The following is a 13,505-nucleotide window of genomic DNA, read 5'->3' as shown; positions in this document are numbered from 1 at the left end:
GGCTCTGATAATTTCCGCGCCTCGGCAGTGCAGGGCATCATGAAACGCATTAAAGCCAAAGGCATTGAAGTGGTGGTATATGAGCCAGTACTCACTGAAGATGAGTTTTTCCGCTCTAAAGTCATTCGTGATTTAGAAACCTTTAAAGCCCAATGCGATATTATTTTAGCTAACCGCATGGTACCAGAGCTAGAAGATGTGGCGGATAAAGTCTACACCCGTGATTTGTTTGGTAGCGATTAATTTGGTAATAACGATATGCCTGAAATTACAACTCAAGAATTAGTTTCTATTATTATGCCTTGCTATAACGCAGAGCAATATATAAGAGACTCAATTAATTCTGTATTAAATCAAACCCATCAATGTTTTGAATTAATTATTGTAGATGATTTATCAACTGATAATTCAATTAATATTATTAACTCCTTTGCTGATAGCCGAATAAAATTAATTCAATTAACGAAAAATGGTGGTGCCGGTATAGCGAGAAACACAGGTATTGAAGCTGCTCAAGGTAGATTTATTGCCTTTTTGGATAGCGATGACCTTTGGCGCCCTAATAAACTCAAGACTCAGTTAGAATATATGATTAAAGAAGGGCATTCTCTTTCATATACTCAATATCAAAAATTCACACAAGAAGGTAAGGGAAAACTAGTTATCCCACCAAATACCGTCACATATAATGAATTACTCTACTGTAATGTTATTGGCTGCTTAACTGCCATCTATGATACAAAAATATTAGGTAAACAGTTTATGCCTTTGATTAGAAAAAGGCAGGATATGGGGCTTTGGTTAAAAATTTTATCGCAATGTGACAAGGCTTATTGTTGTCCTCAAGTTCTAGCCGACTATAGAACTGATTCTGGTATGACTCAAAATAAATTAGATGCAGCAAAATACCAATGGAAATTTTATCGTCAAGAATTAAATTTTAATATTTTAAAATCAACAAAATATTTTATCGGTTATGCTGTAAAAGGCATTATAAGAAAATAGAATTCAGGATTAATTATGCTAACTATCATCGGTGGTTCCGGCTTCATAGGAACACGTCTATCTAATCAATTAAAATCTCAAAATATTGACTTTAAAATAGTTGATATTGAAAAAAGTGAAGCTCATCCTGAAAAGTGGGAATTTGGTGATGTAACCAAGCCAGAGACACTTATTGAACCATTAAAAGGCAGTGATGTTATTATTAACTTATCTGCAAAACATAAAGATAACGTTCATCCTATTAGTCTTTACTATGAAGTGAATGTTGATGGCGCCAAAAATGTCTGTGATGTTGCAGAACAACTTGGTATTAAACATATCGTATTTACCTCTTCTGTCGCTGTTTATGGTTTTGTAGAAAAAGAAACTGGCGAAGATGGTGAATATCATCCGTTTAATGACTATGGCAAATCCAAGCTTGAAGCTGAATACGTATATGACGCTTGGCAAGCAAAGGCTAGTGACAATACCTTAGTAACTATTCGCCCTACCGTTGTATTTGGCGAAAATAACCGTGGTAATGTTTATAATCTATTCCGCCAAATCGCTTCTGGCCGTTTCTTAATGATTGGTAGTGGTAACAATCAAAAATCCATGGCTTATGTTGAAAATATCGCTGCATTTATCTATTTTGCAACGACGGTTACTGAGGGCAAACATGTATTTAATTACATTGATAAACCTGATTACACCATGAATGAATTGACCACTATTATCTGTACTGCTTTAGACAAGCCAAAATCAAATATTCGTATCCCATATGCTATAGGCATTGTAGGTGGCTACTGTTTTGATATTCTATCTAAGGTTACGGGAAAAGAATTTCCAGTAAGCAGTATCAGGGTGAAAAAGTTTTGTGCTAGAACTCAATTTAAATCAAATTATATTGCAGGCACCAACTTTGCTCCTCCAGTAACGTTAGAAAAAGGTATTGCTAATACCGTTCAATACGAATTCAAATAAAATTTAATAAGTTTCTTTCATTATTTGCTAAAGGGATAGAAGGTGTTTATGAAGCGTCTTTCTGCGACGGTACTCATGCTAACTGCACTCACGGGCTGCACCATCACCCCTGGTGCCTATATGTCAACATCAGGTAAAAATGTTGTTGATACGGGTGATAAAGATATTACCAAACTGGTTGATATCTACCCTATTTCACCTAAATTATTAGATGAAATGTATACCCCACAAGTTATCGCCAAACCAAATCCATTACTCGATAAACAGCTTTCAACCTATGAATATCGTGTTGGTGTGGGTGACGTATTAACTATCACTGTATGGGATCACCCTGAGCTGACTATTCCAGCTGGTTCATATCGTAGCGCACAAGACTCCGGTAACTGGGTACACTCAGATGGCACCATCTATTACCCTTACATTGGTAAAGTGAAAGTCATTGGCAAAACCGTCACTGAAATCCGTACCTTAGTCAGTAACCGCCTTGCCACTTATATCGAGTCTCCACAAGTAGATGTTAGTATTGCCGCATTCCGTTCACAAAAAATGTATGTGTCAGGTGAAGTGGCTAAACCGGGAACCCTACCAATTACCAACGTACCACTGACTATTTTAGAAGCCTTTAATAATGCAGGTGGTCTAACCGAAAAAGCCGATTGGGATAACGTAGTACTGACTCGTAATGGCAAAGAAATTAAAGTCTCTTTGCAATCTTTGGTGCAATATGGTGACTTAACACAAAACTACCTGATGCAACCAAGTGATGTACTTTATGTACCGCGCAATGATGGGCAAAAAGTATTCGTGATGGGTGAAGTCGGTCAACCAACTACGCTCACCATTGACCGTGCAGGAATGAGTATTACTGAAGCATTAAGTAAAGCTGATGGTATTAAGCAAGAAACAGCCCAAGCAACGGGCGTTTTTGTAATCCGTCCTGTTAAAAACCAACCAGCAGCAGATAAAGAGCTAGAAGCGTTACTACCGAAAAAAATGGCAGCGGTTTATCAGTTAGATTTATCTGACGCCACCTCTTTGGTTATGGGCACCGAGTTCAAACTGCAACCTTATGACTTGGTCTATGTAACTGCGGCACCAGTCGTGCGTTGGAATCGTCTCATCACACAACTATTACCGACTATCGCCACCTATAATCAGTTAACTGAAGGTACCAAACGTATTCACGATTGGTAATAGCTATGTTTCATAATATCCTAGTTGTTTGTATGGGTAATATCTGTCGCTCTCCTACGGGGGAGCGTTTAATGCAGGTTCACTTCCCTGATAAAACTATTCACTCCGCGGGTATCATTGCTAAAAATGATATGCCAGCCTATGAAAGTGCCATTCGTATTGCCGAACAACATAATCTTTCTTTGCAAAATCATCAGTCTCGCCGTTTAAGTCATGAATTGTGTAAAAAAGCAGACTTAATCCTAGTGATGGAACACGCACATATTGATAAAATCCATCAACAGTTTCCTGAAACTCGCGGCAAGGTAATGTTATTTGGTCAATGGCTAAATAAAACCGAAATTCCAGACCCCCATAAGCGCAGTGATGAAATGTTTGAACATGTCTATCAGCTTATGGAAAAAGCAGCTATTGCGTGGCAAGGAAAAATTTAATTTTATTATTGGATGACTTAACGTTTAATCTATTATGAATACAACAAAAAATAGCGCGCCTGCGGCAGACGAAATCGACCTGCTCGCCTTGTTTAAAGTTTTGAAATCTAACTCCATTAAAATTGGATTTTTCACAGTTATTTTTGCCGCAGTTGCAGTCTCTTACAGCCTGTTAGCTACCCCAATTTACCAAGCAAATGCCACGCTGCAATATGATAAATTAGGCCAAATGTCGTTATTAGACCAAATGAGCGATGTAATGCCGTTTTCTAATAGCAACAATCAGGTCGACTCTGAAATTGAAGTCATCAAATCCCGTATGGTGTTAGGTAAAACGGTATCTAACCTCAACTTAGATGTTCAAACTGCGCCAACAGGATTCATTAATAAGTTGCTCGGTGAAACTGCACTTATTAGCGTTACGCTATACCAGTTACCAGAAAGCCTGTTAGGGGAGCCTGTTACCTTGTCTTATTTAGGTGATGACAAATATTCACTGAATATTGATGGGCAAGTTTTTGAAGCTAAAGTGGGTGAAGTATTTAAACAAGGTGAAATTAACTTATTAATCTCATCTTTTACCGCTAAAGCGGGCGAGGAATTTACTTTAGTTAAAAATGCACGTTATTCAACGATTGAAGATTTACGTAATACCTTAACTATTGCAGAAGTAGGCAACGGAACCGGTATTATCAGCATGGCAATTAAAGGCGCTGATAAAGTTGAAAATGTCACGATCCTTAATAGTATTATCCAAAACTATGTTGACCAAAATACAGAACGCAAAAAAGAAGTCACCAATAATACATTGACGTTCTTAGATGACTATCTACCGACCATCAAAACTAAGCTAGATAATTATGAAAACCAGTTAAATGATTTTCGTAAAAAGAATGAATCTATTGACCTATCTTTAGAAGCCAAAGCGGCGTTAGATACTGCGTTGCAAGTTGAAGAAAAGCTCAATGAACTGACCTTTAAAGAAGTTGAAATTCAGCAGCTTTATACTCGTAATCACCCTGCTTATCAGTCATTACTCGATAAACGCCAACAGCTGCTACGTGAAAAAGATAAAATCAGTAAAAATATTCAAAAATTACCGAATACGCAGCAACAAATTGTTCGTTTAACGCGTGATGTTGAGTCTGAACAAGCTATCTATAATCAGCTAGTCGTTAAACAACAGGAGCTAAGCGTTCTTAACTCAGGAATTACTGCTGATGTGCGTATTATTGACTCTGCTGAATCACAACCGAATGCAGTTGCACCAAAAAAATCATTAATCGTCGTGTTAGCAACCATATTGGGCTTTATTGTTGGCTGTGCCTATGTCATTGCACGCGAGTTCTTTAATAATAAGATTAAAGGCACCGAAGATATTGATGCACTTGGTATTAATGTTTATGCCACTATTCCATATTCAGCCTATGAGAAAAAACTTATTGCTGAAGGTAATAAGCGCCCTCTTGCCCTTGAAAATCCAGCAGATACCGCAGTAGAAGCTATACGTTCATTGCGTACCAGTGTTTACTTCTCGGTGATGAACCAAGGTAATAACTTGGTGATGGTCACCAGCGCATCCCCTGGGGTAGGTAAAAGTTTTGTTACCTCCAATATGGCGGTGGTATTAGCCAATGCAGGTAAAAAAGTCTTATTAATCGATACTGACTTACGTAAAGGTCGTATTCACAAAGCCTTTAGTTTAAATAATAAAATAGGGCTGTCTGAATATCTATCTCAAAAGGATATGACTTCTCCGACAATTCATGAAAACGTGATTGAAAACCTTGATGTGATTTGTCGCGGTAAAAATGTTTCCCACTCCTCTGAATTACTAATGGGTGAGCGTTTTAAACAGCTACTCGATAAAGTAAAATCTCAGTATGACATTGTAGTCATTGATACCGCACCTATCTTAGCCATTACTGACTCAGCCATTATCGGTAAATACGTCGGTACTTCATTACTGATTGCTTTCTATGGTGTGAATACAGTTAAAGATGTTGAGCTATCAATCAAACGTTTCAAACAAAATGATATTGAAATCACTGGTGTGATCCTCAATGGTATCGATGCGCGTTCAGATGACTATAACTATGTTTATGAATACTAAGTTTATAAATACTAGGTTTATAAATATTAATCAGATAAGGACGTTATGATGGATAACTCTCAAGTTTTAGTGACTGGCGGTCTGGGCTACATTGGTAGCCATACCTGTGTACAAATGATTAAGCAAGGTATGCAACCAATTATCTTAGATAATCTACATAACGCGAACCTTGAAGTACTCAACCGAATTGAAGCTATCACGGGTACTCGACCAACCTTTTATCAGGGGGATGTGCGCGATAGCCACATTCTTGATACTATTTTTGCTCAGCATCAAATCAGTTCAGTAATCCACTTTGCAGGGCTAAAAGCGGTCGGTGAGTCAGTACAGAAACCGATTGAGTATTATGACGTTAATGTTAACGGTACTTTGGTGCTAGTCGAAAGTATGAAAAAAGCGGGTGTGAAGAGCTTAATTTTTAGCTCTTCGGCGACAGTTTATGGCGATCCAGAAGAAGTTCCATTAACTGAAGCGTCCAAAGTTGGTGGAACAACTAATCCATATGGAACAAGTAAGTATATGGTTGAGCGTATTCTCTCCGACCTATATATTGCCCAAAATGATTGGTCATTAACACTATTGCGTTATTTTAACCCTGTTGGCGCACATCCATCGGGCACTATGGGAGAAGACCCTCAAGGCATCCCAAATAACTTAGCGCCTTATGTTGCCCAAGTTGCTGTTGGTCGCCATCCTAAAGTTATGGTGTTTGGTAATGATTATCCAACACCAGATGGCACTGGCGTTCGTGACTATATTCACGTGATGGATTTAGCTGATGGTCACATTGCCGCTTTAAATAAAGTAAGCACAAAAGCGGGATTGCATACCTATAATCTGGGAACTGGCACAGGTACTAGCGTATTAGAAATCATATCTGCATTTGAAAAAGCGTCAGATAAACCAATTAAATATGAGATTGTCGCGCGTCGCCCTGGTGATATTGCTGAATGTTGGTCTAGCCCTGATAAAGCCTATAAAGATTTAGGTTGGAAAGCACAATATTCAGTGCAAGATATGGTAGATGATAGCTGGCGCTGGCAGTCCCAAAATCCAAATGGATATAAAGCTTAAAACAAGTTAAGTATCTCAAAATATAGTCATCTAAAAGCGAGCTCAATTTATATTAGCTCGCTTTTTTATTTGTCTCTGATAATGCAACTTGCAAAATTTGCGCGTAAACTCTGCGTTATCATTTATTCACTTTCTAGCTAAAAGTTTATCTAACGTTATGCCACATATTGTTTTGTTCGAACCAGAAATACCGCCAAATACGGGCAATATTATTCGTCTATGTGCCAATACAGGCTTTAGTTTGCATCTTATTCACCCATTGGGTTTTACATGGGATGATAAACGCCTACGCCGCGCAGGCTTAGATTACAGTGAGTTTGCTGATATCAAACATCATCATGATTACTTTGCTTTTTTAGAAAGCGAAGGTTTGAATCCTGATAATAATCAGTCCGCTACTGGTGCTCGTGTGTTTGCGTTAACCACCAAAGGTAAGCCTAGCCACAGTAATGTCAGCTATCAACAAGATGATTATTTGATGTTTGGGCCAGAGACACGCGGCTTGCCGCCTTATGTGCTTGATAACATGCCAATGGAGCAAAAGATCCGTATTCCAATGCTAGCTGATAGCCGTAGTATGAATTTATCGAACTCTGTGGCGGTCGTGGTATTTGAAGCGTGGCGGCAGTTGGGGTATGCAGGGGCTTTGTTAAAGGACTAGAATCCCTCGTCATACTTCAAGCGGTATGGGTGTTGACTTCACTCCGCTACCCAAGTCACATACTCGTGTATGCTCCTTGAAATAGCCTCGTTTGTCGCCTACATACCGCTCAAATTATTTAGAGGGATAGGAGACTGTCTGTGCCGAACATTTAAATAAATCGATTACTCAGTTTAAATTGGGGAATGTATTCAGAAGACACACTTTTAAAAAATAACATCGATAGTGAATATTCCATCTACCTTTTATTCCTTCCCACAACTCAAATCCCATCGCCATTTTCAAAACCATAAATACTGCCATTAAAGTTTTGATCCATTTCGAAAGAAGGTTTGTCGCTGGTTGGTTTACCGACAATACGCGCTGGAACACCGGCAACAGTGGTATGAGGTGGAACGGGGTGAAGTACGACTGAGCCTGCGCCAATTTTTGCGCCGCGGCCGATTTCAATGTTACCGAGAATTTTAGCCCCTGCACCAATCATCACCCCTTCTCTAACTTTTGGATGACGATCGCCACAAGTCTTTCCGGTACCGCCTAATGTCACTGATTGCAAAATCGACACATCGTTTTCGACAATTGCGGTTTCACCGATAACAATACCCGTTGCGTGGTCAAGCATGATGCCACAACCAATTTTAGCTGCGGGATGAATATCTACCGCAAAAGTAACCGAAATCTGATTTTGCAAATAAACCGCTAACGCTTGACGACCTTCATTCCAGAGCCAATGCCCTATGCGATAAGCTTGTAGTGCATGGAAACCTTTAAGATATAAAAGCGGTGTCGAATACTTATCAACAGCCGGGTCACGCAAACGGACTGCCGCTAAGTCCATGGCGGCAGAAAAAATCATTTGTTCATCGTTGCGATAAGCTTCTTCAACAATTTCACGAACTTCCATTGCAGGCATGATGGGTGAGCTTAATTTATTCGCCAACATATAACTCAGGGCACTGCCTAAGTTATCGTGCTTGAGTAATGTCGCATTGAAAAAACTGGCTAGCAAAGGTTCACAATCAGCGAGCGACTTCGCTTCATCTTTAATGAACCCCCAAATTCTATCTAGTTCTTCACGCGACATAATCACTCACTCACAGTTATATTTATTTTGGTACATCCGCAATTTCATCTTTGGTTGCTCGGCCAAGTAGCGCCTGCGCAGCTTCAAGTACATTCTTATGGCAGTAGAGGATTTGATAAATCTGCTCAGTGATTGGCATTTCAACACCCGCACGCTCAGCAAGCGCTTTCACTTCCTTAGTGTTGCGGTAACCTTCAACCACTTGACCAATTTCTTTTTCGGCATCGGCCACACTAATACCATCCCCAAGCATCATACCAAATCGACGATTACGAGATTGGTTGTCGGTACAAGTTAACACTAAATCACCCAACCCAGCCATTCCCATAAAAGTAGACGGGTCTGCGCCGAGGGCAGCGCCAAGACGACTCATTTCAGCTAATCCTCGGGTAATCAAAGCAGTACGTGCATTGGCACCAAATCCCATACCATCTGAAATACCAGCGCCAATGGCAATGACGTTCTTCACGGCACCACCAAGCTGAACACCAACCATATCGGGATTTTTGTAAACACGAAAGCTTTTACCACAATGGAATAACTGCTGTAGCTCGTCGCCAAATTGGCTGTTACTCGCTGCGACTGAAATCGCCGTCGGTAAACCTGCGGCAAGCTCTTTAGCAAAAGTCGGTCCAGATAATACAGCTAACGGAATTTCATTGCCTAATACCTCACGTGCCACATCCTGTAACAAACGCCCGGTATCTCTTTCTAAACCTTTGGTCGCCCAAATAATACGCGCGCCAGTTCGAAGATAAGGTTGGATTTGTTTGAGTACATCACCGAAAACATGGCTAGGTACGACTATCAAGATATTCAGACTCGCCTCAACAGCCTGTTTTAAGTCCGTTTCGAGGGATAAACTATCAGGGAAAGAAACGCCCGGCAAAAATGCCTGATTGCTGCGATCTTGTTCTAATTTGCGGATATGAGCGGGATCATGTCCCCATAGCACCACTTGGTGCGCATTACGCGCAAGAGTGATGGCTAAAGCGGTGCCGTACGAGCCGGCACCGATTACTGTCATTGAAGCAGTCTTCATTAAGCGTCCTGTTGGGCTTCTGAGTTCTGCGCTTGTTCGCCTTGTTGCTGTTGCAAATAGTTCATGAACAATGCATCAAAGTTTACTGGCGCTAAGTTCAATTGTGGGAATGTACCACGGCCCACTAAGCTAGTGATTGCTTCACGTGCATATGGGAACAGGATGTTCGGGCAGTACGCACCTAAGCAATGTGCCATTTGAGTGCCATCAATACCTTCAATAGAGAAAACGCCTGCTTGTTGAACTTCACACAGGAAAGCGGTTTCTTCGCCCAATGTTGCAGTAGTTGTCACACGCAAAACAACTTCATAAACACCTTCTGATAGTTGATTTGAAGAAGTGTCTAAATCTAATTTAATTTCTGGCTGCCATTCGTGTTGGAAAATATGCGGTGCGCCAGGTGCTTCAAATGAAACGTCTTTTGCATAGATGCGTTGAATTTGAAATACCATTTCTGAATTATTTTGCTCTGACATAATTTATATACCTTTTAACTTCTAAATTTCCATATGAGTTTAATCATATAGCGCTGTATCTCACCTTGTTTTAAGCTCTAACCTATTATTAGATAACAATAATTACAGATACAGGCTATATATCGGATAGCTACTTCTTGCCACGAGCTAGTGGGAGGTTATCACCTGCCCAACCAGCGATCCCTTCTTTCAGGACAAAAACTTTTTCAAAACCGTATTGTGCTAATTGTTCCGCAGGTTTTGCTGATTCCATACCACTACCTGAAACAATAATAATAGGTTTTTGTTTATGTTTTTCCAACTCACCTAAATTATTATCTTTAATTTCAGACGGCGTTAAATTGATAGAATCAATAATGTGTCCTTTGCGGAAATCTTCACGAGTCCGTAAATCTACAATAACTGCCTCTTCTTTATTAATAAGTGTGATCGCCTGAGAGCGAGCAATCACTTTAGATTTTGAGAAAAGGCCTTTAAAGGTCATTACGACCACGGCAACTAATAGCGCTATCCAAACCAGACTCAATAACATGTTCCGGCTTACAAATTGCATGATTTCTTGGATCATGGGGGGCAATTACTCCCGTTAGTTAAAAACGAATATCAAAGGGTTCAGAGTATACCTTTGTGTTGAGCTAATTACAGCCAGTTCGCGCAAACTACACGTTTTTTTTTATAATAAAGTATGCAAAATTAGCTTTGTTTTCTAAAAAATAGGCTTTTTCTTTTAAAATTCAGCGCTGGTATTTTAACATAAGTTAAACGGTAAGCTAAATGACCGCTCTGTAATAAAAAGCACATCAACACTGGCTATACCTGTAAAATCGTTGATAATGAAAGGATATTATTTAACTTAATGATGATCTGTCAAAATAGCAATAATCCTAATTAGCCCATGTTTTCAGCCCTTTTTACAAGAGAACACTGGAAACCAAAACTTGCAGATGAAATAATCTGTTATTGCATTTAATTGAGGTGTTCTATCACAATGGCCAACACACATTATCGAATGAAAATATTATTTATTCGTCAGGCTATTACTTCTGCCCTACTTTGCGTGGGTTTATTGGCTATCGCGCCTATCCCGACTGCAATGGCAAATCAGATCACTGAAAATAAAGGTCAACTAAATGACCTACTCAAGAGTATTGCGGATAAAGAAAAAAGTGTTCAAGAACAAAAAGCTAAACGATCAGCTCTTCTCGAACAGCTTAAGCTACAAGAAAAAAATATTTCTGCTGCAAGCCGTGGATTACATGAAACTCAAACTCAATTAAAGCAGCTTGGTAGTGAAATTACCTCTCTCAATAGCAATATTAATCGATTACAAAAAAAGAAAACTGAACAAGAAAAATTGTTGTCTGAACAACTGGATGCCGCCTTTCGCTTAGGTAAACATCAAGGCCTCACCCTATTATTAAAAGGGGAAGAAGGCCAACGAGAGGAACGCATACTGGCTTATTACAGCTATTTAAATCAAGCTCGTGAAAAAAATATTATTGAACTTGAAGAAACCACTTTAGAACTCAACCAACAAAAACAACTTGAACAGAAAAAATTAGTAGAGCAAAAAACGACGCTTACACGGCAGCAACAAGAAAAAAATAAATTAGATACTGCAAAAGTTGATCGCCAAAAAACACTGACTGTCCTTGAAAGTACTTTAAAAGAAGACCAAAAGAATCTTGCTGTTTTGAAACAAAATGAAGCAAGGTTACGAGATAAAATTGTACGCGCTGAACGTGAAGCCAAAGCACGAGCAGAACGTGAAGCCAAAGAAGCAGCCCGTATCCGCGCTGAAGTCGCTCAAAAAGAACGTCAGGCTAAACAAAAAGGCGCGACGTATAAGCCGTCCGAAAGTGAACGTTCACTAATGTCGAGAACAGGTGGATTAGGTCGCCCTGCGGGCCAAGCTTTTTGGCCTGTGCGTGGCTCTACTTTACATAATTATGGCGATGTCATTTCCAGCGAACTACGTTGGAAAGGCATGGTAATTGCCGCCAATGAAGGAACACAAGTTAAAGCAATCGCAGATGGCCGCGTCTTACTTGCTGACTGGCTACAGGGTTACGGATTAGTAGTAGTCGTTGAGCATGGTAAAGGCGATATGAGCCTGTACGGTTATAACCAAAGTGCCTTGGTTAATGTTGGCCAAGAAGTACGAGCAGGACAGCCAATTGCATTAGTAGGAAGTAGCGGAGGTCAAGAACGGCCTTCACTATACTTCGAAATTCGCCGGCAGGGTAAAACTGTTAACCCACGCCCTTGGTTAGGAAAATAACCTAGCCAACTATAAAAAGTTAGGAAAATAATTATGTTAAAGCACTCGCCACTGAGATTATTTGTTGGTCTATCACTATTAATCATATGTTTACAGGCGAATGCAGCAAAATTAGCTATTGTTATCGATGATTTTGGCTATCGAGTCAAAGAAGATAACCAAATATTAGCGCTGCCAACCGCAGTCACAATTGCGATTTTACCGAGCTCTCCCCATGGTCGTGAAGTGGCTGAAAAAGCACATCAACAAGGGCGTGAAATTTTGATCCACATGCCCATGAAACCATTAAGCAAGCAACCGCTTGAAAAAGATACATTAGCGCCATCAATGAGTGCTGGCGAGATTGATCGCATCATTAAAAACGCCATCAGCCGAGTGCCTTATGCCAAAGGAATGAATAATCATATGGGCAGTGAGATGACATCGAGCTTAGCAGGGATGAAAAATGTGATGCGTTCATTATCTCATTCTAATCTATTCTTCTTAGACAGCGTGACTATTGGCAATACCCAAGCCGTCAATGCGGCAAAAGAGTTTGGTGTACCAACCGCCAGACGCAATATTTTTATTGATAATAATCAGTCAGAAGAAGAAACGCGAACTCAGTTGAATAAAGCGGTTGCCTATGCACGCAAACACGGCAGTGCGGTGGCGATTGGTCACCCACACCCTTCAACTGTAAGAGCCTTACAAAAATATCTTCCTCAGCTACCTGCGGACATTGAGTTAGTTGCTGTCAGCGCATTAGTTGGACAACAATCTACGGGTAACCCATCAAGTAACAGCCAGTCAGGTAATAATCAGCCCGATAAACCATTAAAAATGCTACCTGAAAAAAATATTAATAATAAATCTACCCATAAACCAGAGCAGTCACAGAAACCGATTGCCCCTGCGTCAAATGAATCTAAAATGGTCGTAACCCCGTTAGTACCACTAGAAATCGGCGTTTGTGAGTTTGAACAAACACCCGAACGCTTGCAAGGAATCAATTTTTTGATGTTTGTGGTTGAGGCAATTTGTCACGATAAAACATTGCAGCCGTTATTAGCCGAAAAGGTAACGGAAAAATTAGGGAAGCAAAAACCGCCCCTATTCACACAAAAATAAATATAAAACATTTCCAGTTACCACCGAGGTAACTGGAAACTAACTGCTAAGTTAAATTAAGATAAAAA

The 13,505-nt window shown here is 39.9% G+C and carries 14 protein-coding genes; 10 read left to right on the top strand and 4 right to left on the bottom strand.

Annotation, left to right across the window (positions count from 1 at the left end):
* The 8 genes from DD649_RS17855 to trmL form a co-directional block, all read left to right on the top strand.
* The coding region (locus DD649_RS17855) for a UDP binding domain-containing protein (RefSeq protein WP_336431014.1) at positions 1-243 on the top strand (243 nt) is incomplete at its 5' end.
* Positions 244-258: 15 nt separating this feature from the next.
* Positions 259-1,005, top strand: a complete 747-nt coding sequence (locus DD649_RS17850; RefSeq protein WP_294110163.1) for a glycosyltransferase family 2 protein — start codon at positions 259-261, stop codon at positions 1,003-1,005.
* Between the two features lie 15 nt (positions 1,006-1,020).
* Complete coding sequence (locus DD649_RS17845; RefSeq protein ID WP_294110161.1) at positions 1,021-1,968, top strand: NAD-dependent epimerase/dehydratase family protein; 948 nt, start codon at positions 1,021-1,023, stop codon at positions 1,966-1,968.
* 48 nt (positions 1,969-2,016) lie between these two features.
* A complete protein-coding gene (locus DD649_RS17840; protein WP_294110159.1) occupies positions 2,017-3,162 on the top strand; it encodes a polysaccharide export protein in 1,146 nt (381 codons plus the stop codon).
* Between the two features lie 5 nt (positions 3,163-3,167).
* Positions 3,168-3,596, top strand: coding sequence for a protein tyrosine phosphatase (locus tag DD649_RS17835; protein WP_068440549.1), 429 nt, complete (start codon positions 3,168-3,170; stop codon positions 3,594-3,596).
* 34 nt (positions 3,597-3,630) lie between these two features.
* A complete protein-coding gene (locus DD649_RS17830; RefSeq protein WP_294110155.1) occupies positions 3,631-5,709 on the top strand; it encodes a polysaccharide biosynthesis tyrosine autokinase in 2,079 nt (692 codons plus the stop codon).
* A 48-nt stretch (positions 5,710-5,757) separates the two neighbouring features.
* Positions 5,758-6,783, top strand: a complete 1,026-nt coding sequence (gene galE / locus DD649_RS17825) for a UDP-glucose 4-epimerase GalE (protein WP_294110153.1) — start codon at positions 5,758-5,760, stop codon at positions 6,781-6,783.
* Positions 6,784-6,940: 157 nt separating this feature from the next.
* Positions 6,941-7,444 carry a tRNA (uridine(34)/cytosine(34)/5-carboxymethylaminomethyluridine(34)-2'-O)-methyltransferase TrmL gene (trmL, locus tag DD649_RS17820; protein WP_294110151.1) on the top strand — a complete coding sequence of 168 codons (504 nt, stop codon included), beginning with the start codon at positions 6,941-6,943 and terminating at the stop codon, positions 7,442-7,444.
* Between the two features lie 262 nt (positions 7,445-7,706).
* Here the strand turns inward: trmL and cysE are convergent, their stop codons facing one another.
* From cysE to DD649_RS17800, 4 genes are all read right to left on the bottom strand, one after another.
* Complete coding sequence (cysE, locus tag DD649_RS17815) at positions 7,707-8,528, bottom strand: serine O-acetyltransferase (protein ID WP_336431013.1); 822 nt, start codon at positions 8,526-8,528, stop codon at positions 7,707-7,709.
* Between the two features lie 22 nt (positions 8,529-8,550).
* Entirely contained in the window at positions 8,551-9,570 is a 1,020-nt protein-coding gene (gene gpsA, locus DD649_RS17810; RefSeq protein WP_294110147.1) for an NAD(P)H-dependent glycerol-3-phosphate dehydrogenase, read from the bottom strand.
* On the bottom strand, positions 9,570-10,046 hold the full coding sequence (gene secB, locus DD649_RS17805; protein WP_294110142.1) for a protein-export chaperone SecB: 477 nt from the start codon (positions 10,044-10,046) through the stop codon (positions 9,570-9,572). Before secB ends, gpsA begins: the two co-directional genes overlap by 1 nt.
* Before the next feature lie 130 nt (positions 10,047-10,176).
* Complete coding sequence (locus DD649_RS17800) at positions 10,177-10,614, bottom strand: rhodanese-like domain-containing protein (RefSeq protein ID WP_294110140.1); 438 nt, start codon at positions 10,612-10,614, stop codon at positions 10,177-10,179.
* A 420-nt stretch (positions 10,615-11,034) separates the two neighbouring features.
* Here DD649_RS17800 and envC point away from each other — a divergent pair, with 420 nt between their 5' ends.
* Both envC and DD649_RS17790 read left to right on the top strand, forming a co-directional pair.
* A complete protein-coding gene (gene envC / locus DD649_RS17795; RefSeq protein WP_294110139.1) occupies positions 11,035-12,327 on the top strand; it encodes a murein hydrolase activator EnvC in 1,293 nt (430 codons plus the stop codon).
* 33 nt (positions 12,328-12,360) lie between these two features.
* Complete coding sequence (locus tag DD649_RS17790; RefSeq protein ID WP_294110137.1) at positions 12,361-13,437, top strand: divergent polysaccharide deacetylase family protein; 1,077 nt, start codon at positions 12,361-12,363, stop codon at positions 13,435-13,437.
* Positions 13,438-13,505: the final 68 nt, after the last annotated feature.

It is taken from the genome of Providencia sp. (genome assembly GCF_003533305.1).
Classification (GTDB): domain Bacteria; phylum Pseudomonadota; class Gammaproteobacteria; order Enterobacterales; family Enterobacteriaceae; genus Providencia.
Note: the sequence above shows the minus strand (reverse complement) of the source record. Positions and strands in the feature narration are given on the sequence as shown.